The organism is Streptomyces sp. NPDC046303, assembly GCF_055588085.1.
Window position 1 is genome coordinate 1 of sequence record NZ_JBVJFA010000041.1, and the last position, 25,334, is coordinate 25,334.

22 protein-coding genes are annotated in these 25,334 nt (G+C 75.1%); 11 read left to right on the forward strand and 11 right to left on the reverse strand.

Annotated elements, in window-relative coordinates:
• Nucleotides 1-96: 96 nt before the first annotated feature.
• The 4 genes from ACZ6I1_RS30440 to ACZ6I1_RS30455 all read right to left on the reverse strand — a co-directional run bounded on the left by ACZ6I1_RS30440 (nucleotide 97) and on the right by ACZ6I1_RS30455 (nucleotide 5,099).
• Nucleotides 97-1,170, reverse strand: a complete 1,074-nt coding sequence (locus ACZ6I1_RS30440) for a DUF2330 domain-containing protein (RefSeq protein WP_469292114.1) — start codon at nucleotides 1,168-1,170, stop codon at nucleotides 97-99.
• A gap of 151 nt (nucleotides 1,171-1,321) precedes the next feature.
• Nucleotides 1,322-3,220, reverse strand: coding sequence for a serine/threonine-protein kinase (locus ACZ6I1_RS30445; protein ID WP_469292115.1), 1,899 nt, complete (start codon nucleotides 3,218-3,220; stop codon nucleotides 1,322-1,324).
• Between the two features lie 43 nt (nucleotides 3,221-3,263).
• Nucleotides 3,264-3,743 (reverse strand): HAD family hydrolase, encoded by a 480-nt coding sequence (locus ACZ6I1_RS30450; protein ID WP_469292116.1) that lies wholly within the window; start codon nucleotides 3,741-3,743, stop codon nucleotides 3,264-3,266.
• Nucleotides 3,744-4,175: 432 nt separating this feature from the next.
• On the reverse strand, nucleotides 4,176-5,099 hold the full coding sequence (locus ACZ6I1_RS30455) for an NAD-dependent epimerase/dehydratase family protein (RefSeq protein WP_469292117.1): 924 nt from the start codon (nucleotides 5,097-5,099) through the stop codon (nucleotides 4,176-4,178).
• A gap of 71 nt (nucleotides 5,100-5,170) precedes the next feature.
• On the opposite strand from ACZ6I1_RS30455, the gene ACZ6I1_RS30460 reads away from it, so the two are divergent.
• Nucleotides 5,171-6,088 (forward strand): LysR family transcriptional regulator, encoded by a 918-nt coding sequence (locus ACZ6I1_RS30460; protein ID WP_469292118.1) that lies wholly within the window; start codon nucleotides 5,171-5,173, stop codon nucleotides 6,086-6,088.
• Nucleotides 6,085-7,428: a hypothetical protein gene (locus tag ACZ6I1_RS30465; protein ID WP_469292119.1), complete on the forward strand. Its 1,344-nt coding sequence runs from the start codon at nucleotides 6,085-6,087 to the stop codon at nucleotides 7,426-7,428. Before ACZ6I1_RS30460 ends, ACZ6I1_RS30465 begins: the two co-directional genes overlap by 4 nt.
• A gap of 170 nt (nucleotides 7,429-7,598) precedes the next feature.
• On the opposite strand, the gene ACZ6I1_RS30470 is transcribed toward ACZ6I1_RS30465, so the two are convergent.
• Both ACZ6I1_RS30470 and ACZ6I1_RS30475 read right to left on the reverse strand, forming a co-directional pair.
• Nucleotides 7,599-8,474, reverse strand: coding sequence for a hypothetical protein (locus tag ACZ6I1_RS30470; protein WP_469292120.1), 876 nt, complete (start codon nucleotides 8,472-8,474; stop codon nucleotides 7,599-7,601).
• A 70-nt stretch (nucleotides 8,475-8,544) separates the two neighbouring features.
• A complete protein-coding gene (locus ACZ6I1_RS30475; protein ID WP_469292121.1) occupies nucleotides 8,545-9,270 on the reverse strand; it encodes an ABC transporter ATP-binding protein in 726 nt (241 codons plus the stop codon).
• Nucleotides 9,271-9,448: 178 nt separating this feature from the next.
• Between ACZ6I1_RS30475 and ACZ6I1_RS30480 the strand changes: the two genes are divergently transcribed.
• The 4 genes from ACZ6I1_RS30480 to ACZ6I1_RS30495 all read left to right on the forward strand — a co-directional run bounded on the left by ACZ6I1_RS30480 (nucleotide 9,449) and on the right by ACZ6I1_RS30495 (nucleotide 18,044).
• Nucleotides 9,449-12,781 (forward strand): FtsX-like permease family protein, encoded by a 3,333-nt coding sequence (locus tag ACZ6I1_RS30480; RefSeq protein WP_469292122.1) that lies wholly within the window; start codon nucleotides 9,449-9,451, stop codon nucleotides 12,779-12,781.
• Nucleotides 12,778-15,513: a hypothetical protein gene (locus tag ACZ6I1_RS30485; protein WP_469292123.1), complete on the forward strand. Its 2,736-nt coding sequence runs from the start codon at nucleotides 12,778-12,780 to the stop codon at nucleotides 15,511-15,513. Before ACZ6I1_RS30480 ends, ACZ6I1_RS30485 begins: the two co-directional genes overlap by 4 nt.
• Complete coding sequence (locus tag ACZ6I1_RS30490) at nucleotides 15,510-16,478, forward strand: ABC transporter ATP-binding protein (protein WP_469292124.1); 969 nt, start codon at nucleotides 15,510-15,512, stop codon at nucleotides 16,476-16,478. The genes ACZ6I1_RS30485 and ACZ6I1_RS30490 overlap by 4 nt, the downstream gene beginning before the upstream one ends.
• A gap of 87 nt (nucleotides 16,479-16,565) precedes the next feature.
• Nucleotides 16,566-18,044, forward strand: a complete 1,479-nt coding sequence (locus ACZ6I1_RS30495) for a condensation domain-containing protein (RefSeq protein ID WP_469292125.1) — start codon at nucleotides 16,566-16,568, stop codon at nucleotides 18,042-18,044.
• On the opposite strand, the gene ACZ6I1_RS30500 is transcribed toward ACZ6I1_RS30495, so the two are convergent.
• The 5 genes from ACZ6I1_RS30500 to ACZ6I1_RS30520 form a co-directional block, all read right to left on the reverse strand.
• On the reverse strand, nucleotides 18,032-19,345 hold the full coding sequence (locus ACZ6I1_RS30500) for a S8 family peptidase (RefSeq protein WP_469292126.1): 1,314 nt from the start codon (nucleotides 19,343-19,345) through the stop codon (nucleotides 18,032-18,034). The two genes, ACZ6I1_RS30495 and ACZ6I1_RS30500, sit on opposite strands and share 13 nt — an antisense overlap.
• A gap of 114 nt (nucleotides 19,346-19,459) precedes the next feature.
• The gene (locus ACZ6I1_RS30505; RefSeq protein ID WP_469292158.1) at nucleotides 19,460-20,689 is read right to left on the reverse strand and encodes an RNA polymerase sigma factor; all 1,230 of its coding nucleotides are present in this window, start codon (nucleotides 20,687-20,689) and stop codon (nucleotides 19,460-19,462) included.
• Nucleotides 20,690-20,757: 68 nt separating this feature from the next.
• Nucleotides 20,758-21,114 (reverse strand): YciI family protein, encoded by a 357-nt coding sequence (locus ACZ6I1_RS30510; RefSeq protein ID WP_469292127.1) that lies wholly within the window; start codon nucleotides 21,112-21,114, stop codon nucleotides 20,758-20,760.
• A 150-nt stretch (nucleotides 21,115-21,264) separates the two neighbouring features.
• A complete protein-coding gene (locus ACZ6I1_RS30515) occupies nucleotides 21,265-21,882 on the reverse strand; it encodes a DUF7691 family protein (protein ID WP_469292128.1) in 618 nt (205 codons plus the stop codon).
• Nucleotides 21,883-21,967: 85 nt separating this feature from the next.
• Nucleotides 21,968-22,237: a hypothetical protein gene (locus ACZ6I1_RS30520; protein ID WP_469292129.1), complete on the reverse strand. Its 270-nt coding sequence runs from the start codon at nucleotides 22,235-22,237 to the stop codon at nucleotides 21,968-21,970.
• 103 nt (nucleotides 22,238-22,340) lie between these two features.
• Here ACZ6I1_RS30520 and ACZ6I1_RS30525 point away from each other — a divergent pair, with 103 nt between their 5' ends.
• The 5 genes from ACZ6I1_RS30525 to ACZ6I1_RS30545 all read left to right on the forward strand — a co-directional run bounded on the left by ACZ6I1_RS30525 (nucleotide 22,341) and on the right by ACZ6I1_RS30545 (nucleotide 25,287).
• The gene (locus tag ACZ6I1_RS30525; RefSeq protein ID WP_469292130.1) at nucleotides 22,341-22,679 is read left to right on the forward strand and encodes a thioredoxin family protein; all 339 of its coding nucleotides are present in this window, start codon (nucleotides 22,341-22,343) and stop codon (nucleotides 22,677-22,679) included.
• A gap of 129 nt (nucleotides 22,680-22,808) precedes the next feature.
• Nucleotides 22,809-24,005 (forward strand): cytochrome P450, encoded by a 1,197-nt coding sequence (locus tag ACZ6I1_RS30530; protein WP_469292131.1) that lies wholly within the window; start codon nucleotides 22,809-22,811, stop codon nucleotides 24,003-24,005.
• Nucleotides 24,006-24,025: 20 nt separating this feature from the next.
• Nucleotides 24,026-24,220, forward strand: a complete 195-nt coding sequence (locus ACZ6I1_RS30535) for a ferredoxin (protein WP_257559557.1) — start codon at nucleotides 24,026-24,028, stop codon at nucleotides 24,218-24,220.
• 141 nt (nucleotides 24,221-24,361) lie between these two features.
• Nucleotides 24,362-24,715: a DUF1304 domain-containing protein gene (locus ACZ6I1_RS30540; protein ID WP_469292132.1), complete on the forward strand. Its 354-nt coding sequence runs from the start codon at nucleotides 24,362-24,364 to the stop codon at nucleotides 24,713-24,715.
• Entirely contained in the window at nucleotides 24,712-25,287 is a 576-nt protein-coding gene (locus ACZ6I1_RS30545; protein ID WP_469292133.1) for a TetR/AcrR family transcriptional regulator, read from the forward strand. The genes ACZ6I1_RS30540 and ACZ6I1_RS30545 overlap by 4 nt, the downstream gene beginning before the upstream one ends.
• The last annotated feature ends 47 nt before the right edge of the window (nucleotides 25,288-25,334 follow it).

The window sequence follows — 25,334 nt, forward strand, 5'->3', positions numbered from 1 at the left end:
GCCCGCGTACTGGACGTACGTGGGCTTTCGGCCGGTGCGGCGAGAGTGCGTGCCGGGCATCGCGACGCCGCGGACCTCCGTCAGACACCCCCTAAGTCACGCGGCCGCGCGGCGGCGGCGCCGCAGTACCACGAAGGCCGATGCCGCCAGTGCGACGAGGGTGGCGGACACCGTCAGGAGCCAGACCGGGACGCCGTCCCCCACCGTGAGCAGCTCGTTGCGGAAGACGACCCTGCGGAACGGGGTGTCCTTGGCGGTGGCCCGCAGTTTGTGGTCGGCATCGATGCGGCCCGGTTCCGGGAACCGCTGGTCGATCGCCGTCAGGAACACCGGTTCACCGCCGGTGAGTTCGGCGAGCGCTCCGTTCTCGGGGGAGATCTTCCCCGCGAAGGTCACCTCGGGTGCGGATCCGCCGATCGTCGAGGTGGGCTCCATACGGTGGTCGGCCAGTACGTACAGGCCCAGGGACTGAGGGGTCTTCGCCATCCGGGAGAGCCGCATCGGGTAGACGAGCGTCGGGCTCTCGAAGCGGATCTTCAGCGGGTCCAGGTCCCCCCGCAGCGGCTTGCCCTGCTGCCGGGGGGCCAGGCGTACCGCCACGTACTCCCACTTCTGGTCGACGTAGGGCTTGACCTCGGTGGTGAGCCGGTCGGGGAGCTGGAAGCCGTTGGACTCCAGCCAGTTCTTCAGGGCGTCCGGGTCGGTGGCGGTCAGGCGCGCGACGTCGAAGTCGCCGAGCTGCTCGCGGCCGACGACGCCGACACCCGGGTCCCCGCTGCCGGGCAGTGCGGCGCCCGCGCCGTCCCGCATCCCGGAGGAGAAGGGCCAGTCGCCTTCGCGGGGCCAGAAGTAGCTCCGGGTCTTACGTTCGGGCCGGGTGAGCCAGGCGAGGTCGCCGAAGACGTTCCGGTCGCCCAGTTCCACCGTCGCCCGTCCCGGCACGGGCATGATCCAGGCGGCCCGGTGCGCGTCCCCTCCGACGGTGAAGCGCATGACGATCTGTTCCGTACGGCCGTCCCAGCGCACGACGGACGTCTCCCGGTCCACTCCGATCCGCGACTGCCCCTCGGGGACCATCGCCCCGCATCCGCACGCGTAGGCGGGGTTGACCAGAGCGCCCACCTGAGTTGCGAGCAGGGCTATCAGCAGGGCGGCGATTCTTCTTCTCATCCACACGGGGTTTCAGACGACGGCCGGCAAGATCCGGTTCCGGCGCCCCCGGGCGGGGGTCACCGGAGATCACGGAGGCCGCCGGAGGCCGGCGGTCACGTCGACGCCGGTCCGGCGCGGTGCTGCACCGCGCACGGGGTCGGCCCGCGGCTCAGCTGCCCGCGCCGGAGCTGACGGCGTTGCGCCAGACCGTCAGGTCCAGCGTCATGTACTTGCTGGGCGAGTTCTCCGGCGAGAAGCCCTGCACCGTCACGAGGGCCAGGTGCCCGGTACCGGTGGTGACGCAGATCTGCCGCCCCTTCGCGAGCTTCGTGAGGTAGATGTTCTTGGCGAAGCGGGTCTCGGCGCGGCAGACGGCGAGGGTTCCCTCCTGCCCGGGGTCGAGCAGGACCATGTTCCCGTCCGAGGTCTCCGCGTCCAGGTATCCGCCGGTGTCGTAGGAGAGTTCGTACCCGCCGTCCTCGCCGTCCTGGGGACGGATGTCCTCGTCCCCGAGGGTCAGGTGGTATCCGGCGGTGAGGTTGATGCCCTTGTGCTCGGTGGGCTTGGGATCGGCCTTGGCGCTCGGCTTGGAACTCGGCTTGGCACTGGGCTTGCCCGAGCCGCTCTGGCCTCCCCCTGCCTGCTCCGTCTCCTGGCCCTTGTCCTGCGAGGAGCTGCCGCCCTGTGCCTGTCCGCCCTTGTCCTTGTCCTTGAGGAGGGCGTAGGCGGTGGCGCTGCCTGCCACGGCGAAGACCAGCACGGCCGCCAAGGCGATGAGCACGCCCTTCTTGCCCGATTTCTTCGGGGGCTGGGCCGGCGGCGGCGTGAAGCCTCCGGGGTACGGGTGGGGCTGGTGCGGCTGCGGCTGCATGTGCTGCTGCTGCCCCGGGAACTGCGTCGGGGCGTAGGCGTGCGCCTGTGCGTGGGTCTGCGGCGCGGTGGGGCCGGGCACGGGCGGGGGCGTGGGGTACGACTGCGGGGGCTGCTGGGGCTGCTGGGGCTGCTGGGGCTGCTGCTGCGTGGCCTGCTGGTGCGGGGCGGGGCCGAAGCCCGGGGGCGGGGTGGCCGGAGCCACCGGCGTGGTGGGCGCGTACGCGGGCACGGCCGGGGCCGCCGCCGAGGGCGGCGGGGTCTGCACCGGGGCGGGGGCGGCTGCGCGCACCGTGATGTCGGCGGCGACCGGGGCCGGGAGCCAGTCCTCGGGACGGCGCAGCACGGTCTCCGCGTTGGCGGCCTGGCAGAGCGCGATGATCTCGGCCAGGGACGGCCGTGCCTCGGGGTCCTTGGCGAGGCACCGGGTGACCAGTTCGGTCAGCCGCTCCGGGACCCCGCTGAGGTCGGGCTCCTCGTGGACGATGCGGTAGAGCACGCCGTGCGAGGTGCCCTCGCCGAACGCCGGGGTTCCGGTGGCGGCGTACGCGGCGACCTGGCCGAGCGCGAAGATGTCGGTGGCCGGGGTCACCTTGCGTCCCGCGGCCTGCTCCGGGGCCATGAAGGAGGGCGTGCCGATGGTGACTCCGCTGCCGGTGAGGGAGGTGGCGTCGGCGGCGTAGGCGATGCCGAAGTCGATGACGCGGGGCCCGTCCGCGGCGAGCAGCACGTTGGACGGCTTGAGGTCGCGGTGGACGATGCCCGCGCCGTGGATGACGTGCAGGGCCTCGGCCATGCCGGCGACGAGCAGGAGCACCGCCTCGACGGGCAGCGCCCCGTGCGCGGCCACCGCGTCGGCGAGGGAGGGTCCCGGCACGTACGCGGTGGCCAGCCAGGGCTGGGCACTGTCGGTGTCGGCGTCGATGACGGGGGCGGTGAACAGCCCCTGCACCCGCTGCGCGGACTGCACTTCCTGTGTGAACCGGCGGCGGAATTCGGCGTCTTCGCCGAACTCCGGGCGGATCACCTTGATCGCCACGGGCCGGCCGCCGGGGGTGTACGAGAGGTACACCTTGCCCATGCCGCCCGCGCCGAGCTTGGCGGCCAGCCGGTATCCGGCGATGGTGGTCGGGTCGTCTCCGGCTAGCGGCTGGAAGACCTGAGGCGAACTGTCCCGGCCCGGCTGCTGACCACTCATCAACTCACGTCTCCCACGCAGATCTCTCCCGACGACCGGCACCCTACCCAACCCGCGCGGCCTGGAGTGACGCGGTCACCCCGCCCGGCTCCGCAGCAGGGCGGGAGTGACCTCCTCCAGGGAGCGCGCGAAGGTCCGCCGCGGTGTCGGCGGGACCGGCAGCAGCGAGGGGACGACGAGGACGCCGCATCCGGCGGCCTCCGCCGGGGCCGCGCCGTCGGGCGAGTCCTCGACCGCCGCCGCAGGCGCCCGGTGCGAGGCCGAGGCGGCCGGCGGCCGCCCGGTGGGGGTCCGGGTGCGGCTGGGTGCGCTCGGTGTCGTCGGCGGACATCGTGAAGGCGAAGGGCGCGCCCTCCGCCTCCAGGGCGGTGAGCAGCCGCTGGGCGCCGGGCCGCATGGGCGCTCCGGCGTCGACCCGGCGGAAGAACCGCTCGGTGAGTGCGGCCGCGATCCCGGCCGGGTCTCCGCCGCCCGTGTCCCGTACCAGGTGCGCCGCGGTGTCCTCGACGGCGCGGCCGACCACCTCCGGGGCGTCCGCGGGGTGAGCCGGTGGCCGAGGCCGCCGGCGACCTCCTCGGTGGTCCGCCACCACAGCACCTCGGTGTCGACGAGGGTGCCGTCCATGTCGAACAGGACCGCGCCGAGGCCGCCCGGGCCCCGGCCGGGGGCACTCACGCGGTCCTGGCCACGACGAGGACGGGCCGCTCGGCCGGCCGGGCGGCGGCCCGCGCGCCCGGCACCAGGGCCCCGGCGTCGGCGGTCGCCGTGACGTTCTCGGGGCGCACGGGACCTCCACGTCGGGGGCCGGCGGGACGGGCCCGTCCACCGGCAGCCGGACGCCCGCCACCGACACCGCCACCGCCACCGGCACCAGCCCGGAGCCGGGGAGCTTTCCGGGCAGCCGGTTCATGGTGGAGCGGACGGCGTTCGCGGACTGGGTCGCGGCGGACCTCCGTCAGACACCCCCTAGAGCGCCGCGGTCTCGGCGATCGCGGCCGGCAGCCAGTCGGTGACCCGGCCGAAGCGGAAACCCAGGGCGGCGGCGCGGCCGTTGTCCATGGCGTAGGGGCGGTCGAAGGAGAACGGCGAGGCGGACGGCGCCCTGCTCGACCAGCCGGTACCGCGGGCTGCGCCCGAGCTGCGCGGCGATCAGCGCGCAGAGCCCGGTCACGTCCAGCGCCCCGTGGGAGGCCGCGTTCACCGGACCCGTGAAGCTCTGGCCGGCCGCCCAGTACAGCAGGTCCGCGATCTCCCGGTGATGGATGAACGAGGTGCCGTACGGGGCTTCGTGCACGTCGACCGGGGTCCCGGCGGCGATCCGCTGCACGTAGTGCGCCAGCCGCTCGGTGAACTCCTCCCGGCCGCCGCCGAGGACGTGGGCGGTCCGTACGGAGACGAACGGGAAGGCCGGCTCGCGCAGGAAGACGGCCTCGGCCCGCCGCTTCCCCTCGGCGTAGGGGTGGGCGTGGGCGGGGTCCGCGTACGGCACCTCGGGCGCGGTGTGCGCCAGGTCGAGGGAGTCCTCGGCGACGGGGATCCCGGGCGTCACGGCGGTCGTGGGGAGGGTGGCGGGGTCGTACACCTCCATCGTGGAGGTCATGACGTACCGGCCGGTCCGCCCGGCGAAGACGCGCCGGGCGATGGCGGCCTGCCGGGGGGTGTAGCAGACCTGGTCGATGACGGTGTCGAAGCTCCGCGAGCCCAGCGCCGCCCGCAGCCCGTCCTCGTCGTCGCGGTCGGCGACGAGGTGTCCGACGCCGGCGGGCGGGGCGCTGGAGCCCCGGTTGAGGACGGTGACCTCATGCCCCGCGTCCCGCGCCTTGGTGACCAGGGACTTCCCGAAGTACCGGCTTCCGCCGATGACAAGAATCGTGTTCATGCGCTCGACTCTGCCGCGCTAGGGTCCCCAGCGGAACTGGTGATCCACTGAATCGGCATGAAGGAATACTGATGATCGATGTGCAGCGGCTGCGCGTCCTGCGGGCCGTGGCGGAGCACGGCAGCTTCAACAGGGCCGCCGGCGCCCTGCTGCTGACCCCGTCGGCCGTCTCCCAGCACATCGCCGCACTGGAACGCAGCCTGGGGCATCCGGTTGCCGTGCGCAGCACCCGCGGGGTCACCCTGACGGAGCCCGGACGGCTGCTGGTGGAGGCGGCGGAGGCGATCTCCGCCGAACTGGACCAGGTCCGCCACGAGATCGGCCGGCTCACCGCGCCGCGGCCGCGGCTGACCGTGGCCACTTTCACCAGCGGCGGCCGCCACCTGCTGCCCGCCGCGCTCGCCCGGTTCGTGGCCGCGCATCCGGAGGTGGAGCTGACGGTGCTGGAGAGCGAGCCGGAGGCCGCCGTACCGATGGTGCGCGGCGGCGCGGCCGACCTCGCCCTCAGCTACCACTTCGACGGACCGCCGCCCGTACGGCCGGGCGAGCGCCCGGCGCTCGACTGGGTCCCGCTGATGGAGGACCCGCTCCGGCTGGTCCTGCCGCGCGGTCACCGGCTCGCGGACCGGTCCTCGCTGGGCCTGGCCGAGCTCTCCGCGGAACGCTGGGTGATCGGCTGCCTCAAGACCGAGGTGTTCCTGCGCCGTTACGCGGAGCTCGCCGGCTTCGACCTCCGGGTGGCGGCGTCCACCACCGACTACTTCTTCGCGCAGACCCTGGTCGCGGCGGGCGTCGGCGTCTCCCTGGTCCCGCACGTCTCCCTGGCCCCGGCCCCCTCCCCGGAGGTGACGGTGATCCACGTCGAACCCCCGCGACCCGCCCGCCACATCGGCCTCCTGCTCCCCCGGCGTCGCCGTCCACACCCGTACGCGAAGGCGCTGGCCGAGGCCCTGACGGCGACGGCCGCCGGACAGGTCGCCCGCCCGTGAACCGCCTGCTGCCCGGACTCGCCGCCAACCCTGCGCTGCCGCCGCACCTCGTGGACCGGCTGATCGCGTGGGCCGGGGCCCGTCCCGATCCGTCGGACGACCTCGTCGAGGAGATGCTCGCGAGCCTCGCCGACCGCGCCGGCCTCGGCCCTGCCCAGGTGCGGGCCTTGGCCGCGCTCCACGAGCACACCGCCGTCCGGCTCGCGTACGACGGTCGGTTGTCGGCCGGCGACGTCGACCCGTCGGTGCGCCCGTACGCCGCCCTCGCCCTCCTCGACGAGGGCCGTGGGCGTCCGCAGTGGGCCCGCCTCCTCGCGGCGGACCCGGACCCGCACATCCGCTGGAAGCTGGCCTCGTGTCCCGGGCTGCCCCCGGAGGTCACGGACGCCCTGTCCGCGGACCCGGACGTGGAGGTGGTCGCGGAGCTCGCGAGGTGGACGACGTCGCCCGTCGCGACCCGGCTCACTCGCCACCCGGATCCCCGGGTCCGCCGCGCGACGGCGGTCAATCCGGCGACGCCGGCCGAGGCCGTGGTCGTCCTGGCCGAGGATCCCGAGCTGTCCCTGAACTGGGTGCTCGCCGAGCGGACCGATTTGCCGCGGGCCGTGTACGAAAGGCTGTCGGCCGACCCGCTGCCGGGTGTCCGGGCGGCGCTCGCGCGCAACCCGGGAATCGGGGAGGAGCTGATGCGCGTCCTGGCCGACGACCACGGCTACGACGTGCAGCGGAGCCTGGCGCACCATCCGCGCGTGCCGCTCGACCTGCTGAGGCACCTGGCGGGAGTGGCCCGGATCGGGCCGACGCTGCTGCCGCGGATCGCCTCCGCGACGCCGGACGAGCTCGCGGAGCTGGCCAGGGCTCCGCACGCGGCCGTACGGATGCTCGTGGCGGAGCGGCACGACCTGCCGCCCGAGGTGCGCGACGCGCTGGCCGCGGATCCGGACGCGGCGGTCATCCGGGCCGTCGCCCCGCACCCGGGCCTGTCCGAGGAACGGCTGCGCGGCATGGTCGCGCGACACGGCGTACGGGTCCTCGCGCGGGTCGCCGCCAACCCGGACGCGCCGGGGGCCCTGCTGGCGGAACTGGCCCGCCACGAGCCGCCCGTACGCAAGGCCCTGCGGGCGATCGCCGTCCACCCGAACGCGACGGCCGAAGCACTCCAGCCCTGTCTGGCCGATCCGAAGACGGCCCGGGACGCCGCCGCCCACCCGGCGCTCGCGCCTCCGGTCCTCCTCGGCCTGCTGACCGCCGCGGACGAACAGGTCGCCCGGGCCGCGGCCGCGAACCCCGCGCTCCCGCCGTCCGTGATGGAGGAGTTGGTCACGGCGAGCCGGAGCTGACCGGGCCCGACGCGCGGGCGTTTCCCCGGATCGACCGAACGACGAACGACGTGCGGCGCGCGCCGCAGCCCGGCCGCGACGCTGCCGGCGGAGGCGGCGATCGGCGTCCTCGGGGCACTGCCCCGGCCGGGGCCCCGGCGGGCGGGCCCCGGCCGTGCCCGGCCCGGCGGTCAGCCGTCGTCCTCCCCGCGTGCCCCGTCCGACAGGGCGCGCAGGCGGCGGGCGGCGGTCTCCGCGGTGCGGCGGGCCTTCCTGGCGGCCCGGTCGGCCTCGCGGTGGCGTTCCTCGGTCTCGGCGACGGCGGCATACGCGTGGTCCCGCGCGGTTTGGGCACGCTCGAGCTCCGCGTCGGCGGCCGCCGCCTGCGCGACGGCCCGCTGCCGCGCCTCCTCGGACAGCCGCAGTTCGTCCTCGCGGGCCACGGCGGCCCACTGCGCGTCCTGGGCCGCGGCGCGGGCGGCGGCCAGCCGGGGGTCGGGCGGCCGCTCGGCGGTCACCTCCGGAGACGGCGCGGGCGGCTCGGGCGAAGCCGGCGGCGCGGGCGGCGCGGGCGGTAGGGCATCGGGGTCCACGCCGGGGAACTCCGTCGACAGGGCCGGGGCCTTCGTCAGCCTGCCGGAGGCCCAGGCCTCGGCCGCCTCCGGGTCCGCGAGGGCGGCGTACAGGATCTGCTCGACCTCCCGCAGCACCGTCTCCGAAACGGCCGTTCCGGCCTCCTCCGCCAGGCGGAGCGCCTCCCGGGCCAGGGCCCCGATCACCACGTGCTGCTGGTGGGACAGGTCCCGCAACTGCTCCCCGTCCAGGGACCGGTGCGCCGCCCGCAGCGCCTGCCCGAGCTGGCGGAACTGCTCGACCTCGTCCGGCTTCGCCCGGACGAGCGTGTTCGACGTCCAGGCCGCGAGCGTGGGGCGGCGCAGGCCCGCGATCCGCTTGGCCGCCGCCGGGTCCCCGGCCCGTTTCGCGCGGGCCGCGGCCTCGTCCCGCGCCGCGGTGAACCGCGCCGGGGGCAGTGCGTACAGCGTGTCGATGATCTCTTCCACATCCACGTGGCCCACTGTCCGCCATGGCCGCCCTCGGACGGCGGACCGCGACGCCTCCGCGCGCCGCCCCAGTCCCTCAGGGGTTCTGCGGCCGGTGCTCGTCGACGATGCGGCCGTCGCGCAGCTCCACCACCCGGTCGGCCAGTTCGATCAGGGCCGGGTCGTGGGTGGCGACCAGCGCGGTGACGCCCTCGCTGCGCACGACCGCGCGCAGCAGCCGCATGATCGAGCGCCCGGTCTCCGAGTCGAGCTGGCCGGTCGGCTCGTCCGCGATGATCAGGTCGGGTTCGTTGGCGAGGGCGCGGGCCACCGCCACGCGCTGCTGCTGGCCTCCCGAGAGTTCGCCGGGGCGCTGGTCCGCGTGCTCGGCCAGGCCCACCAGGGCGAGCAGGGTCCGGGCGCGTTCCTCCCGCTGCTGGGCGGGGACCTTGCGCATCCGCAAGGGGACCCCGACGTTCTCGGCGGCGGTGAGGACGGGGATCAGGCCGAAGGACTGGAACACGAAGCCGATCCGGTCGCGGCGCAGTGCCAGCAGCCCCGGCTCGTCGAGGCCGGCCAGCGGGGTGCCGTCGAGCAGGACGGCTCCCGTGGTCGGCGCGTCCAGGCCGCCGACCAGGTTCAGCAGGGTGGTCTTGCCGGATCCGGAGCGGCCCTTGAGCGCGGTGAGTTCGCCGCGGCGCACCTCGAACGAGACGCCGCGCAGGGCGTGTACGGTCCGCGGGCCGCTGCCGAAGCTCCGGTGTACGTCGTCCACCACGACCATGGGTGGTGCCGAGGCCGCGCCGTCCTGATGCTGCGTCATGGTGTCGCTTCCCCCTGGGACTCGGATCGGCCGGGTGGAGGAGCCACCCGCGACCCCTCCTGTCCGAATTTGCTCATCCGTCACATCCTTCGCGCAAGTACCTTCCGCTGCACGTTCGAATCTGACAGCATCGTCCGCTATCCGGTGCCAGCGGTCCGGACGGGGGAGGGACAGGCACATGCTCGGCTTCGTCGTGCGCCGGCTGAGCGGGCGACTGCCGCTCGCCGCCGCCGTACTGCTCACCGTGTTGATCACCACGACCGTCCTGACGGCGCTGTTCGCCTTCACGCGCGGCGTGGACGAGGCCGGGCTGCGCCAGGCACTCCAGGGACCGGGCCGGGACCGGGCCGGCGTGCTGGTCACGGCCGAGCACGCGGTGCCGGCGCGCGCCCAGGACGACGCGGCCGTACGGGAGTTCGCGGGCGAACTGTTCGGCCGGCTCCCGGTCGGCGTCGAAAGCCTGGCGCGCAGCCGGCCGTACGGCCTGCCGGGCGCCGCCACCCCCGGCAAGGAGGCCGATCTGACCCTGCTGGCCTCCTTCGACCGGGAGCGCGTCCACCTGCTCGCGGGCCAGTGGCCGCCGCCGGCGGGCGCCCCCTCGCCGCTCGCGGTGGCCGTGCCCCGGGCCGCGCTGGCACGGCTCGGGCTGACCGAGTCCGCGCTCCCCGCCGACATGCGCCTGGCCGACCGGTACGGCGGCGCCGCTCCGCTCACCGTGCGGGTCACCGGGGTGTACCGGGCGGCCGATCCGACGGACCCTTACTGGCGGCTCGACCCGCTCGGCGGCCGCGAACTCCACGTCGGCAGTTTCACCACGTACGGCCCGCTGCTCGTCGACGACACCGCCTTCACGACGGGCGGGATCCCCCAGAACAGCCGCGCCTCGCTGCTGACCGCCGATTTCTCCTCCGTACGCGGCGCCGAGGCCCGGGCGCTGCGCGAGCGCGCGGCGGGACTGGCGGGCGCCGGCCCCGCGGAAGCGGGCACAGAGCCCCCCGCCGGATTCCAGGTCAAATCCGAACTTCCCTCGCTGCTGGCCGAGTTGGAGTCGGGTCAGGTCGTCGCCCGGTCCTCCCTGCTGGTCGGGGCGCTCCAGCTGGCCGTCCTCGCCGCGGCCGCGCTGCTGCTGGTCGCCCAGCTGCTGACGGACCGCCAGGAGCCGGAACGGGTGCTGCTCACCGCGCGCGGCGCCTCGCGCGTCCGGCTCGGCGCCCTCGGCGCGGGGGGATCGCTGCTCCTGGCCCTGCCCGCCGCCGTCCTGGCCCCCCTCCTCACCCCGCCCCTGCTCGACCTCCTCAGCGGCTTCGGCCCGCTGTCCCGGGTCCCCCTGGACACCTCCGGGACCTGGCTGCTGTGGCCCGTCGCGGCCGCCTGCGCCCTGGGGTGCGTGGCGCTGACCGCGCTGCCCGCCGCGCTGCGCGGCGCGGGGGCCGCCGCCCTGCGCCGCAGCGGCCGCCGCCAGGCCCTCGTCGCCGGGGCCGCCCGGTCCGGCGCGGACCTGGCGCTCGTGGCACTCGCCGTCCTCGCCTACCAGCAGCTCGCCCAGTACAGCGGCGCCGGACACGGGCCCGCCCCGGCCGGGGCGTCCGGCGAACTCGGCGTCGACCCGGTGCTGGTCGCCGCCCCGACGCTTGCCCTGTGCGCGGGCACCCTGCTGGTGCTGCGGCTGCTGCCGTTCGCCGCGCGCTTCGGCGGCCGGCTGGCGGCGCGCGGCCGCGGGCTCGGTCCGGCGCTGGTCGGCTGGCAGCTCGCCCGCCGGCCGAAGCGGGCCACCGGCCCCGTCCTGCTGCTGGTCCTCGCCGTGTCCAGCGGGGTGCTGGCGCTCGGCCAGCACACCGCCTGGACCGCCTCCCAGCGCGACCAGGCCGCGTTCGCCACCGCCGGCGGCCTGCGGATCTCCGGCAGTGAGCTGGCGCCGCTGGGCCGGGGCGGCCGGTACGCCTCGCTGCCCGGCGGCGAACGGGTCGTCCCGGTGATCCGCGTGAAGCAGGAACTGCCCGGCGGGCGCCCCGGGCAGGTGCTCGCCCTGGACGCCGCCGGGGTCGCCGACCGGGTGCCGCTGCGGGCCGACCTGCGGGACGGGCGCTCCCTGCGGGACCTGTTCATGCCGCTCGCCGCCGCGAGCGGCTCCACGAGCGGCTCGGCAGGTTTCGACATCGAACTGCCGGGACAGCCCAGCCGGCTCGACCTGGAGGTGACCGCCCAGACCCCGCGGGCGGGCGGCCGTCCCGGGCTGGGGCTGCTGCTGCGCGACCGGTTCGGCCTGACCTACCGCACCGCCATGCTCCCGCTCCCCGACAGCGGGGACGCCACCCTCTCGGTGGACCTCGACGCACTGGCCGGAGCCCCGCTCGGATCCCCGGCCGCGCCGCTGAGCCTGGCCGGGCTCGTGCTCTCGTACGGCCTCGAGGACCGTCTGGGCCGGGGCCTCTACGAGCCCGGGACCGGCGGGCCCGACCGCCCCGGCGAGCTGACCGTACGCCGCCTCGCGGTCGCCGCGTCCCCGGGCGCCGCGGCGGTACCCGTGCCGCTGCCCGCGGCGCCGCCCGGCTGGACCCTGAAGCCCCCGGCGCTGACCGGCGCCGGCCCCGCCGCCGAACTCCTGCCCGCACAGGAGGCTCCGGGCGGCCCGGCGCTGCTCCGGCTGCGCTACCGCGGCGGCACCGACACCTTCGGTGGTGTCCAGCTCGGCCTGCTGCCGGGGCCCGCGCCCGCCGCCGAGGTGCCCGGGATCGCCACGCGCGGCTACCTCGCCGCCGTCGGGGCGGCCGTCGGCGACCTGGTCCCGGTACCGCTGGGCGGCGCCAGTGTGCCGGTGCGGATCACCGCCGCCGTCGGCTCGCTGCCGGTGGCCGGGGACACCGCCCTCGCCGTCGATCTGGCCACCACCGGGCGGCTGCTGGCGTCCGACACCGGCCGGGAGCTGCCGCCTCCCGCGGAGTGGTGGCTGCCCGCCGCCTCGGCCGGGGACCCCGCCCCGGCGCGGGCCGCCGCCGAGCTGCGTTCCGCAGCCGGCGGCCAACAGGTGGAGCTGCGCGAGGAGGTGGCCGCCGCGCTGCTGGAGGACCCGCTGAGCGCCGGTCCGCAGAGCGCGCTCGCCGCCCTCGCGGTGGCCTGCGCCCTGCTGGCCGCGATCGGCTTCGGCGCCTCCGCCGCGGCGGCCGGCCGGGAGCGGGCCCGGGAGTTCGCCGTGCTGACGGCACTGGGCGCGCCCCGCCGGGGTCTGGGCCGCACGGCCGCCGCCGAGAACGGTGTCCTGGTCGGCATCGGGACCGCGGTCGGGCTGGGGCTGGGCGCAGCCATCGTCCACCTGGTGGTGCCGCTGGTCGTCCTGACACCGGCGGCGCGGCGGCCCGTACCCGAGGTGCTGGTGGACCTGCCGACCGTCCCCACGCTGCTGATGGCCGCCGCGATCGCCGCGGTGCCCCTGCTGTCGGCCCTGATCGGCGGCCGCCGCGACCGGACCGCCCGGGGCGCCGCCGAACGGCTGCGCCTCTTGGAGGAGATGTGACCCGCCCGGCCCCGACCACCGCCGACGGCCGCGGGAACCGCCCCGCGCCCTGGGTGCGGACCCGGCTGCGCGCGGCGCCGCTGACCGTGCTGCTCGGCGCCGCCCTGGCCTTCGTCGCCGTACTGCTGGCGGCCGCGCTGCCGCGGGCCGTGGACCGCGGCGCCGACCAGGCCCTGCGCTCGTTCCTGCACGCGCAGGGCGCCGGACCGACGAGCCTGCTCGCCACCGCCACCTCCCGCGGCGGGCCGATGACCGCGCAGGACCTGGACACCGTCCTGGCGGCCCTGCGTGCACGCACCGGCGGCGCGTTCCGCCTCGATGCGAGCGGTCCCGTGCACGGGGCGCGCGGGGTGAAGGCCCGCGACCTGGCCAACCCAGGCCTGGACCGGCCCGAGGGCGTCGACCCCCGGCTCGACCTGGTGCACCTGCCCGGGGCCGCCGACCACACCTCGCTGGTGGCCGGCCGCTGGCCCGGCGGCAGCGGGCCTGACGCCCCGCTCCAGGTGGCCCTGTCGCGCAGTGCCTCCGAAACCCTCAAGGCACCGATCGGCACCGTGCTCGAATCTCCGGGCATCCTCGGAACGCTCCGGGCCGAGGTCGTGGGTCTGTACGACGCCGCCGACCCCGCCGACGTGTACTGGACCGACCTGCCGTGCCTGACCAAGGCCTGCCGGCACCTCACCCCCAGCTCGAAATCCCTGCCGAAGGTGTACTGGCAGACCGCCGCGCTCGTCGGCGCGGACGCCCTCGACCGGATCGGTGCCTGGGGCGAGGGCACCGAGTTCTTCTGGCGGCTCCCGGTGGACACCGGGAGCCTGCGCGCCGACCGCATGCCCCAGGTCTCGCAGGAGATCGCCGCGTTCGTCACCGGACCCACCGCATCCGCGCTGTCCGCCGCCGTCGAGCGGCCCGACCTGCGCATCAGTTCCCGCCTTCCCGAACTGTTCACCCGGGCCGAGGCCCGCCAGCACGGCGCAGCCCCGCTCGCCGCGATCGGCCCGGCCGGCGTCGCCGGGGTGGCCGCCGTGGTCTTCTGCCTGGCCGCCGCGCTCACCGGCGACCGGCGCGAGGCCGAGCTGCGGCTGATGCTGGCCCGCGGCGGCTCGCGCCGCTCCCTGGTGCTCCGCCTGCTCGGGGAGGGCGCCGTCACGGTGCTGCCGGCCGCCGCGCTCGCCACCTGGCTCGCCGTGCGGCTGCTGCCGACCCCCCGGCTGACGGCCTCGCTGACCGCCGCGTGCGCCGTGGCACTGCTCGCCCTGCTGGCGTTCCCCGTACGGGCCTTCGTCCTGCTGTCCCCGCCGCGCAGGCCCGGCCCGCGGCGCCGCCTCGTCGCCGAGATGCTGGTCTTCGCCGCCACCGCCGCGGCCGTGCTGGAGGTGCGCCGCCGCGGCGTCGCGACCGCCGCCGGACTCGATCCGCTGCTGGTGGCCGCCCCGCTGCTGCTCGCCCTGTCCGGGGCGCTGCTGCTGGCCCGGCTCCAGCCGGCCCTCGTCGGCGCGCTGGCCCGCGCGGCCGGCCGGCGCCCCGGCCTGGTCGGTTTCCTCGGCCTGGCGCGGGCCGCCCGGGGCAGCGGGGGCCGCGCGCGTCCTTCCGTCCTGCCGCTGATCGCCCTGATGCTCGCCGTCACCACGGGCGGTTTCGGGGCCACGGTGCTGGGTTCCGTGGACACCGAGCGGCTCCAGGCGGCGCGCCGGACCGTCGGCGGCGACGCACAGATCGCCACCCCGCCGGGCTCCGTCCTGACGCCGGAGCTGCTGCGCGCCGCGAACGAACTGCCCGGGGTCCGCACGGCGGTCGCCGCCTGGGTGGAGGAGGACGCGTTCCTCTTCGGCACCGACCTCGGCTCCCCGCAGGTCACCGTGGTCGTCGTCGACCCGGTGGCGTACGCGGCGCTGGCCCGCACCGTCGGACGCGGCCGCTTCGACCCGGCAGTGCTCGCCGGGGGCGCCGCCGGCACTCCCCTGCCCGCGCTGTTCAGCAGCGACATGGTCGCGCGGGCCGGGGACCAGGCCTTCCGGCTGCGGGTCCGCGGAGAGGAACTCCAGGTCAGAGCAGCCGCCGTGGTCGACGGCACGCCCGCGCTGTCGGGCAGCGGAGCCGCCACGCTCGTGCTGCCGGCGGAGCCGACCGTCGCCCTGACGCCCGGGGTCTCCAGCCCCAACCGCTGGTTCGCCACCGGATCCCTCGACACGGAGCGGCTCGAGGAGCTGGTCCGCGCCAGGACTCCGGCCGGGACCGCCGAGCACGTCCTGGTGCGGACCAGTGCGGACGCCGTCGCCGTGCTCGGCGCCGACCCGCTGCAGCACTCGGCCGGACGGCTGTTCTGGGCGGCGGTCGCGGGGGCCGCCGGGTTCGCCCTGCTGGCCGTTCTGCTGACGCTGATGCGGGCCGCTCCCGACCGGGCGGCGCTCCTCGCGCGGCTGCGCACCATGGGCCTGCGACCCCGGCAGGGCGTGGCGCTGATCCTGGCCGAGGCACTGCCCCAGGCACTGGTCGCCGCCTTCGGCGGCGGGCTGGTCGCGGCGGCGGCCGTGGCCCTGCTTGGCCCGGCCGTGGACCTTTCCTCGCTGGTCGGCGCACAGGTGCCGGCCGGGCTGCGGCTCACCGCCCGGCCCGTGCTGACGCAGGCGCTGGGCCTGGCGGCCCTGGTCGCGGCCGCCGTGCTCGCCGAGGCGGCGATATCCGGCAGACGACAGATCTCCACCGAGCTGAGAGCGGGAGACCAGCGGTGAACAGCGAGCAGCCGACCTACGAAGAGCTGCGCCGGCAGGCCCTGGCCGCCGCCGCACCCCGTACGACCGGGGCGGACACGGCCATCGTCTGCGACCGCCTCGTACGCATCTTCAGCACCGACGGGGTCGAGGTACAGGCCTTGCAGGGGCTCGAACTGACCGTGGCCCAGAGCGATCTGGTGGCCCTGGTCGGCGCTTCCGGCAGCGGCAAGTCCACCCTGCTGAACATCCTGGCCGGCCTGGACGTCCCCACGGCGGGGACCGCCGCCGTCGGCGGCTACGACCTGCTGGAGATGTCCGCCAAGGACCGGCTGCGCTACCGCCGGGAGGCGGTGGGATTCGTCTGGCAGCAGACGGCCCGCAACCTGCTGCCCTTCCTGACGGCGGCCCAGAACATCGCCCTCCCCATGCAGCTGAGGGGCCGGGCCGCCCGGGGCGCGGCGGCACGCCGGGCCGCCCGGGTCGGCGAGCTCCTCGAAGCCCTGGAGATCTCCGATCTCGCGGGCCGCCGGCCGGCCGAGCTGTCGGGAGGCCAGCAGCAGCGCGTGGCCATCGCCGTGGCCATGGCCAACGATCCGGCCGTCCTGCTCGCCGACGAGCCCACCGGCGAGCTGGACTCCGAGACCGGCGCCGCCATCTTCGAGGCCTTCCGCACGGTCAACCGGGAGCTGGGCGCCACCGTGGTCATCGTGACCCACGATCCGCTCGTCGCCGGAGAGGTCCGCCGTACGGTGGCCATCCGCGACGGCCGCACCAGCAGCGAGGTGCTGCGCCGCACCGTGACCGACGAGCACGGCGCGGAATCGGTGAGCGAACGCGAGTACGTGATGCTGGACCGTACCGGCCGCGTCCAGCTGCCGCAGAAGTTCCTGGAGGCCCTCGGCATGGAGCAGCGCGTGGCCGTCGACCTGGCCGCCGACCACATCGAGGTGCGCCGGGACGACTCCGACGGGGAGCCGGGCTGAGGCACGCCGGAAGCCGATTTCGTCACCTTAGCGGCCCGGGGGTCGTTAGGGCCTGGGGGTTGACTCGGGGGCGAAGGGATGAACGGCATGCGGCAATTTCCTCTGGAGATGCACCACCTGGCACCCGGTCGGGTGGTCGAGTGGCGCCTCAGGTCCGCGGTTGCGGAGGCCTGCGGCGCCGATGACGAGCCGGGCCGGAGGGCGTCCTTCAACCAGGAGAAGCACTTCACCGTCGCCGAGGAGAGCCGGGCCGCCGACGACCCCGTCGCGTCGTGGATCGCGGTCACCTTCGAGGTGGCGGGGCCACTGGACGAACCGGCCCTGGCGCAGGCGCTGCTGGCTTTCGTCCAGCGGCACGAGGTGCTCAGGTGCGCGTTCCGACGGCTGGCCGGGGAGCTGTCCTGTGAGCCCTTCGACCCGGCCGAACTCGCCCTCGAGGCCGAGACCGTGGCCACCTTCGACACGTCCGGGGCGCTGCGGGACTTCCTCGTCGAACGGTTCACGCGGAGCATCGACACGCTGTCCTGGCCGCTGTTCGTCATGGGCGCGGTGCTGCGCGAGGACTCCGCGACGGTCTACCTCGCCTTCGACCACATCGTGTGCGACGGCATGTCGATGCCCATCGTCGTCCACGAGGTGCTGACCGCGTACGAGGCCCTGTGCCGCGGCGAGGGGACGGGACTGCCCCCGGTCGCCCCGAGCTATCTCGACTTCGCCGACGAGCAGCGCCGCCGCTACCTCTCCATCGACGCCCGCGACGAACGCCTGGACTACTGGAAGGAGTTCATCGCGCGCGGCGGCGAGTTCTTCCCGCGGTTCCCGCTCGACCTCGGCGTGGAGCCGGACCGGATGTACCCGATCGTCAACGAGGCCTCCACCCTGCTGGACGCCGCCGAGACCGAGGTCTTCGAGAAAACCTGCCTGGCGGTCGGCGGGAAGCCCTTCATGGGGGTGCTCGCCTCCGTGGCCGTCTGCCTGCGCGAGGCCGGCGGACCGGGCGTATACCGGGGGTTCATGCCGGTGAGCGAGCGCGGCCGGGAGGGCTGGGGGGACTCGGTGGGCTGGTTCGTGAACACCATGCCCATCGAGTTCGACGTCTCCCCCGGCCGGGACTTCGCCCAGGTGATGGCAGGGGTCCGGGCCGGGTTCACCGAAATGATCGGTCACATCGACGTGCCGTTCGTACGGGCCTGGGAACTGCTCGCGCCCGAGGAGTTCGCCGCCCGCTCCTGGCCGTACCCGGTGAACTTCTTCTCGTACATCGACATGCGCAGGTGCCAGGGCGCCGACCGCCACGCCGAGTGGCGGCCCTCGACGCACGTGTGGTCGGCGCGCGCGAACGGTGCCTGTTCGTGGTTCCAGCGGGATGCCGACGGTCTGCACATGAACTCCCTCTACGTCGACACTCAGGCGGCCCGCCGCACCATGGGGGACTTCCAGGAGGCGCTGCGCCTGACGGTCCAGCAGATCGCCCGCTCGGGCGGTTTCCGCCGCCCCGTCGCGCTGACCGCGCCGCGCCGGCCCGAGCGGACGCCGCTCGATGTGGCCGTGCGCTACGGCAGGTAGAGGGTGTAGAGGAGCCGGTTCGGCACGACCGGCGGGCTGCCCTGGAGGACGCCGGCCGTGGCATTCGCGACGAGGGCCTGTTTGACCTGCGCGGGGGTGTCGCCCGGCCGGAAGGCGAGATGGAGGGCGGCGGCTCCGGACGTGTGGGCGGTGGCCGCCGAGGTGCCGCTGAGGGTGGCCGTGGCGCTGTCGCCGTCCTTCCAGGCCGAGGGGATGGCGACGCCCGGTGCGAACAGGGACACGCAGGTGCCGTAGTTGGAGGAGGCGGCCCGGCGGTCGAGGCTGTCGCTCGCGCCGACGGTGATGACCTCGGGCAGCCGGGCGGGCGAATTGGCGCAGGCCCCGTCGGGCCGGCCGCCGCCCCCGGCCGCGGCGGTGTACGTGATCCCGGCGCGGATGGAGGCGCGGACGGCGTCGTCGAGCGCGGTGTTGGCGGCCCCGCCCAGGCTCATGTTCGCGACGGCGGGGCGCACCGCGTGCGCGGTGACCCAGTCCACGCCCGCGATCACGCCCGAAGTGGTGGCGGAGCCCTGGCAGTTCAGGACGCGTACGGCGACCAGCCGGGCCTCCTTCGCCACGCCGTACGTCGAGCCGGCGACGACCCCGCCGACGTGGGTGCCGTGGCCGTGGCAGTCGTTGCCGTTCTGGCCGTCGCCGACGGTGTCGGTGCCGACGGAGGCCCGGCCGCCGAACTGCGCGTGCGTGGTGCGCAGTCCGGTGTCGATCACGTACACGCGTACGCCGGGGGCGGTGGTCCGGTGGGTGTAGGTGGTGGAGAGCGGGAGCCTGCGCTGGTCTATGCGGTCCAGTCCCCAGGGGGCGTTCGGCTGGACGGCCGCCGGGCCGGTCGGGCCGGTCGGGGCGGTCGGGGCGGTCGCGGCGGTCGCGGCGGTCGCGGCGGTCGCGGCGGTCGCGGCGGTCGCGGCGAGGGTGATCTCGGTGTCCTGCTGGACCCGGGCCACGCGCGGGTCGGCGGCGAGCCGGGCCGCGCGGGAGCGGTCCATCCGCACGGAGAAGCCGTGGAGCGCGGAGGTGTAGACGTGGCCGATCCTGGCTCCGCCCGCCTTCGCCAGGAGGTCGGGGAGGGTGCGGGAACCCGTGGCGGGCTCCTTCAGGACGACGATCCAGCTGTCCGGGACCGCCGTCTCGGCAGGTCCCGCGAGCTCCAACTTCCCGGCGGGAACGGCGGGAGCGGCAGCGGCGGCCGGGGCCGCGGCGGCGAGGGGGGCGATCGGCAGGAGCGCGGCGGCGAGCAGGGCGGCGGACGGCAGCAGCCTCGGCATGCGTCTGGTGGCGGTCATCTCCGGTACACCTGGACCTTTCGTCGACCGGGTGGGGGCGCCGCCAGAGTCCCCGGTTCGGCCGGGGGGCACAAGAGTGCGGTCCCGGACAGCCCGCGACGGCTGAACCGGACCCTAGAGACGTTCCGCGCGCCTGCGGAGCAGGGTCCGCTCCCGCTCGTTGCGGGTGAGCGAGGCCGCCCGCTCGAACTCGGCGCGGGCCTCCGCCGGGCGGCCGAGCCGCTCCAGCAGGTCTCCCCGTACGCTCGGCAGCAAGTGGTAGGCGCGCAGGGCCGGTTCCTCCGCCAAGGCGTCGACCAGCGGGAGCGCGGCCTCCGGTCCCTGGGCCATCGACACGGCGACCGCCCGGTTGAGCTCCACCACCGGGGACGGGACCAGGGTGACGAGCCGCCCGTACAGGGCGGCGATCGCCGTCCAGTCGGTGTCCTCGTAGCGCACGGCCGCCGCGTGGCAGCCGGCGATCGCGGCCTGTACCGAGTAGGGGCCCTGGCCGGCGTGCCGCAGGGCCTCGATGCCCCGGTGGATGAGCAGGCGGTTCCAGCGCGCCCGGTTCTGGTCGGCGAGCAGGACCGGTTCCCCGTCGGGTCCCGTGCGGGTGGCCATCCGGGACGCCTGGAACTCCAGCAGCGCGGCGAGGCCGTGCACCTCGGGTTCCCCGGGCATCAGGCCCGCCAGGACGCGGGCCAGCCGCAGCGCGTCCTCGCACAGGGCGGGGCGGACCAGGTCCTCGCCCGCCGTCGCCGAGTAACCCTCGTTGAAGATGAGGTAGATGACCTCGAGGACCGACTCGAGCCGTGCCTCGCGGTCGGCGCCGTACGGGACTTCGAAGGGCACCCCCGCCGCGGCCAGGGTCCGCTTGGCCCGGACGATGCGCTGGGCGACGGTGGACTCGGACGCGAGGAAGGCGCGGGCGATCTCCCGGGTCGTCAGGCCACCCATCAGGCGCAGCGTGAGCGCGATCCGGGCCTCGGTCGCCAGGACCGGGTGGCAGGCGGTGAAGATGAGCCGCAGCAGGTCGTCGTCGATGTGCTCGGGGTCCGCGGGCTCGGCCGGTTCGCCGGGCGGCGGTACGTCCTCCAGGGCCCGGCCGACCTCCGCGAGTTTGCGCGCGTAGGTCTCCTTGCGGCGGACGAGGTCGATCGCGCGGTGTCGGGCGGTGGCCGTGAGCCAGGCGCCCGGCCGGTCCGGGACACCCGACTCGGGCCACTGTTCCAGCGCGGCGACGAGGGCGTCCTGCGCGAGTTCCTCGGCGATGCCGACGTCCCGGACGATACGGGCGACAGCGGCGATGATCCGCGCCGACTCGATCCTGAACACCGCTTCGACCGCCTGGGCCGCATCCACTGCCGTCACGGCCACCCATCAGAGCAGCCGTGACGAGGCAGGGCAAACGCGGCGCAGCGCGGCGGCGATCACATCTCCTGGATCTCCCGGACCTCGGCGCTGACGTTCCACTCCGCCGGGTGGATCTCCAGGAACCGCCTGGTCCACTCGATGGCCTCGGCCTTGTCCTTGCACTGGGTCAGCGAGTAGCCGCCGACGACCTCCTTGGTCTCCGTGAAGGGTCCGTCGGTGTAGCCGATCTTTCCGCCGGACCAGCTGAGCCGGGTCCCTTCGGAGGTGGGCAGGAGCCCGGCGGTGTCGAGCATGACCCCCGCCTTGGTGATCTCCTCGAACAGGGCGCCCATGCGCTCCTGGAACTCCGGCGGGAAGTTCTCCGGGGGCAGGTCCTGCTCGTTGATGCGGATCATCGTCAGGAAGCGCGGCATGGTGACTCCTCGGTCGGGAGGGCGGGGGCTTTCCCTGCCTCTCACCCTTGCGTCGAACGGGAGGCGCCCGGATCGACAGCTCTCCGGAGAATTCTTCAAAGAATCTTCGGGAGCGGCCACCGGGGCGCCGTCACTCGGCCGCCCGGCCGGTCAGTGCATCCAGAAGAAGACGGTGTCCTGGGTCCGGCCCGCCTTCTTCGTCACTTCCCACTCGTCGGCCTCCACCCGCATGGGCTCGAGCAGCACCTGCGCCGTCTCGCGGACCTCCGGGTCGAGCCGGTCGAGGACCGCCTCGTACGCGGCGACCACCTCGGCGGCGCGGGAAGCGGGGAAGGTGCCCATCGACGGGACGGCGTCGCCCGGATGCGGGAGCCGGACCGGCGGTCCGCCGAACAGGAGCGCGGCGGGCGCGAGGTCGGCCGGCACCCCGTGCCCGGTCATCTCCTCGTCGACGGTGTGGAACCAGGACGGCCGCCGCCAGTAGCCGAGGTCGTAGGTGTCGGAGAAGTTCACCGCGACCAGCGACTGGAAGGCATGCGTGTAGGCGGGTTCCATGTCGGCGCCGGGGCTGCCGTCCAGCAGTTCCTCCAGTGCCTGTGCGACCGGCACGTCCAGCGTGATGCCCGCGTTTTCGAAGCGGGCGTCGGTCTGCGCGCACCGCTCCCGCGCGAGGCCGAGGACGCGCTCCTGCTCGGGTGTCCGCTCCACCGCCGTCAGCAGCCGGATCACGTCCCGCATGTCGCCGGTGCTCATCTCCAGGTTCCCCATGGCCCCATTCCTCCGTACGTCGAAGTTCCATGATCGCCGACTCCGGCGGCAGGTGGTGACGGGTGGGGTGGGGCCGGCGGGGCGGTCAGCGGCTGTCCCCCACCCAGTCCCACCGGCCGGGGTCCGCCGCCCGGCGGCGGTAGTGGGCGCGCCCGCCCGCCCCGTAGCGCCCTATCTCCGTGGGCAGGCGGGCCTCTTCGGTGAGCCGACGGGCGCTCCAGCCGGTGATGTCGAGGAGGAGCCCGTCCAGGGGGCCGCCCACGAGTTCGCCGTAGGCGTGCCCGGGGCGCGGGCCGGGGTCGGGGTCTTCGTGGTCGGCGCCGTAGACCCGGCGCCGGAGCATCCTGTCGTCCATGCGGTCAAGCTTCACAGGCACCACTGACAACCGGCCGCCGCCCGCAGCGGCGATGATGGGGGCCGCCCCCTGACCGGGAGGCACGGGAGCGAGGAGCGGCAGCATGGCACGTCGGGTACACCAGCCACGGGAGGACCAGGAGTTCGACTTCATCCTCTCCATGGCGCAGGGGCCGGTTCTCGCCTATTTCTGCGGGAGCTGGCCGAAGGCCCTCGAGGCGTGCCGGGCGATGGACGCGGTCGTCGGCGAGCTGGCCGACGAGTACGCGGCGCGGCTGACCGCCGTCCGTACGGACATGACCCGCTGTCCGGGGACGACGAGGCGTTTCGGCGTGACCGGCGCGCCGACGGCCGTGCTCGTCAAGGACGGCGAGGCGGTCGCGAGCCAGGCCGGGCCGATGACCCCCGAGGAGTTCCGGGCCTTCCTGGACGCCCATGTGTGAGCCCGGGGGCCGCCGGCTGGGCCCTGTGGGCGAACTCGGGTGATCTGGCCGAAAGTGGCATAGGGCGGATAGGTGCCTCAGGCATGTAATGGAGTCCGGCACAACGGAACCATCGCTCGCGAGGTGCTCATGTCCTTCACGTCAGAGACCGTTGCCTTCCCCCAGGACCGAACCTGCCCCTACCACCCGCCGACCGCGTACGAGCCGCTGCGCAAGAGCCGGCCGCTCTCCCGCGTCACCCTCTTCGACGGCCGCTCCGTATGGGTGGTCACCGGCCTCGCCGAGGCCCGCGCCCTGCTCGCCGACGGACGTCTCTCCACCGACCGCCGCAACGCGGCCTTCCCCACGCCCACCCGGCGTTTCAAGGGCCTCCAGAGCCGGCGCGCCGCGCTGCTCGGGTTCGACGACCCCGAGCACAACATCCAGCGCCGGATGCTGATCCCGGCCTTCACCCTGAAGCGGACCACGGCCCTGCGGCCGCGCATCCAGCAGACCGTGGACCGGCTGATCGACCGTATGGTCGCCGCCGGTCCGCGGGCGGAACTGGTGTCCGCCTTCGCCCTGCCCGTGCCGTCGATGGTGATCTGCGCCCTGCTCGGAGTCCCGTACGGGGACCACGAGTTCTTCGAGGGCGAGTCGCGGCGGCTGCTGCGCGGCCCGGAGGCCGCCGACGTGGAGGACGCCCGGCGCCGGCTCGACGAGTACCTCGCCGACCTGATCGGGCGCAAGCGCCGGGAGCCCGGGGACGGCCTGCTCGACGAGCTGATCGCGGAGCGCCTGGAGACCGGCGAGATCGGCGTCGGGGAACTGGTCGACCTCGCCGCGATCCTGCTCATCGCCGGGCACGAGACCACCGCCAACATGATCTCGCTCGGCACCTTCACCCTGCTGCGCCACCCCGAGCAGCTGGCCGAGCTGCGGACGGACCCGGCGCTGATCTCGTCGGCCGTGGAGGAACTGATGCGGTTCCTATCGATCGCGGACGGGATGCTGCGGGTGGCGACCGAGGACATCGAGATCGGCGGGGTGACGGTCCGCGCGGACGACGGGGTGGTCTTCTCCACCTCCGTCATCAACCGCGACGAATCCGCGTTCGAGGACCCGGACGCGCTGGACTGGCACCGCCCCACCCGGCACCACGTGGCCTTCGGCTTCGGCATCCACCAGTGCCTCGGGCAGAACCTGGCCCGTGCGGAGATGGAGATCGCGCTGGGCACCTTGTTCGAGCGGCTGCCCGGGCTCCGCCTGGCGGCCGAGCCGGACCGGATCCCCTTCAAGCCCGGCGACACCATCCAGGGCATGGTCGAACTGCCCGTGGCGTGGTGAGGGCCGTGTCCACCGCACGTCTGCACATCGACATCGACACGGGCGTCTGCATCGGCGCGGGCCAGTGCGCGCTGACCGCCCCCGGGGTGTTCACCCAGGACGACGACGGCTTCGGCGAACTGCTCCCGGGGCGCGAGGACGGCGCCGGGAGCGCGCTGGTCCGGGAGGCCGCCCGCGCCTGCCCGGTCTCGGCCATCTCCGTACGGGAGGACTGAGGGGGCGGAGGACGGAAGGACGCCGGCGCCGACGCGGCCGGTGACCGGACCGGGACCGTATTTCCTGTACAGTTGTCCAGGAAATACGGTCCCGGCACACGCCGTGACTCCGGAAGAACCCCTGAGAAGCGGAGGCGGCCCGTGCACACGGTCGCTCAGATCCTGATCGGCCTCGTGGCCGCCCTGCACCTGTACATCCTGGTGCTGGAGATGTTCCTGTGGCAGCGGCCGCCGGGGCGCGCCCTGTCCGGATTCGACGCGGACACCGCCCGCCTGACCGCACCTCTCGCCGCCAACCAGGGCCTCTACAACGGGTTCCTCGCCGCGGGGCTGGTGTGGGCCCTGGTCATCGACTCGCTGGCCACGCAGGTCTTCTTCCTGGTGTGCGTGATCGTCGCCGGGGTGTACGGGGCCGCGACCGCCAATCGGCGGATCCTCGTGGCCCAGGCCCTGCCCGGTGCGCTGGCCCTCGGCGCGGCGCTGCTGGCCGCGTGAGTCCGCAGGACTCCCGCGCCCCGGACCCGCGTACGGCCAGGACGAAGGCGCGGCTGCGCGAGAGCCTGCTCGCGGAATGCGCGGGCGGTCCGCTCGCCGAGGTCAGCGTCTCGGCGGTGGTCCGCCGGGCGAAGGTCGGCCGCGCCACGTTCTACCTGCACTACGAGGACCTCACCGCGCTCGCCGTGGACGCCTGCGCCGATGTGGTGCACGCCGCGGTCGACGCCCTGCACGCCTGGCAGACCGGGCCCGGGGCGCTGCCGCCCGTGCGACCCCCGGCCGCACTGGCCGGATTCCTCGCCGGGGCGGCCGAGCACGCGCCGCTCTACCGCACCCTGCTCCTCCCCGGCGGCGGGGGCCCGCTCGGCGACCGCCTCCACCGGGAGCTGCGCGAGCGGGCCCGCAGCGAGCGCGCGGCCGTGGGCGCCCCGCACCCGGAGCTCGTCGCCTCGGCGGTGGCCGCCGCGTTCACCGGCGTCCTCGCGGACTGGCTCCACGGCACCGTCCCGGCCGACCCGGCCGGCCTGGCGGACCACCTGTGGCGGCTCCTGCTCGCCCTCCACCGGGCCTAGGGCACCTGGGGGCCTGGCCGCAGGGCAGGCCCGTCGGCGAGGGGGAT

What these genes read in the sequence shown, in the direction of transcription:
- ACZ6I1_RS30480 (WP_469292122.1), top strand. Translation starts at nt 9,449, where the DNA reads ATGCTCGGCTTCGTCGTGCGCCGGCTGAGCGGGCGACTGCCGCTCGCC.
- ACZ6I1_RS30530 (WP_469292131.1), top strand. Translation starts at nt 22,809, where the DNA reads ATGTCCTTCACGTCAGAGACCGTTGCCTTCCCCCAGGACCGAACCTGC.
- ACZ6I1_RS30440 (WP_469292114.1), bottom strand. Translation starts at nt 1,170, where the DNA reads ATGAGAAGAAGAATCGCCGCCCTGCTGATAGCCCTGCTCGCAACTCAG.
- ACZ6I1_RS30525 (WP_469292130.1), top strand. Translation starts at nt 22,341, where the DNA reads ATGGCACGTCGGGTACACCAGCCACGGGAGGACCAGGAGTTCGACTTC.
- ACZ6I1_RS30455 (WP_469292117.1), bottom strand. Translation starts at nt 5,099, where the DNA reads ATGAACACGATTCTTGTCATCGGCGGAAGCCGGTACTTCGGGAAGTCC.
- ACZ6I1_RS30475 (WP_469292121.1), bottom strand. Translation starts at nt 9,270, where the DNA reads ATGACGCAGCATCAGGACGGCGCGGCCTCGGCACCACCCATGGTCGTG.
- ACZ6I1_RS30520 (WP_469292129.1), bottom strand. Translation starts at nt 22,237, where the DNA reads ATGGACGACAGGATGCTCCGGCGCCGGGTCTACGGCGCCGACCACGAA.
- ACZ6I1_RS30500 (WP_469292126.1), bottom strand. Translation starts at nt 19,345, where the DNA reads ATGACCGCCACCAGACGCATGCCGAGGCTGCTGCCGTCCGCCGCCCTG.
- ACZ6I1_RS30445 (WP_469292115.1), bottom strand. Translation starts at nt 3,220, where the DNA reads ATGAGTGGTCAGCAGCCGGGCCGGGACAGTTCGCCTCAGGTCTTCCAG.
- ACZ6I1_RS30495 (WP_469292125.1), top strand. Translation starts at nt 16,566, where the DNA reads ATGCGGCAATTTCCTCTGGAGATGCACCACCTGGCACCCGGTCGGGTG.
- ACZ6I1_RS30510 (WP_469292127.1), bottom strand. Translation starts at nt 21,114, where the DNA reads ATGCCGCGCTTCCTGACGATGATCCGCATCAACGAGCAGGACCTGCCC.
- ACZ6I1_RS30460 (WP_469292118.1), top strand. Translation starts at nt 5,171, where the DNA reads ATGATCGATGTGCAGCGGCTGCGCGTCCTGCGGGCCGTGGCGGAGCAC.
- ACZ6I1_RS30515 (WP_469292128.1), bottom strand. Translation starts at nt 21,882, where the DNA reads ATGGGGAACCTGGAGATGAGCACCGGCGACATGCGGGACGTGATCCGG.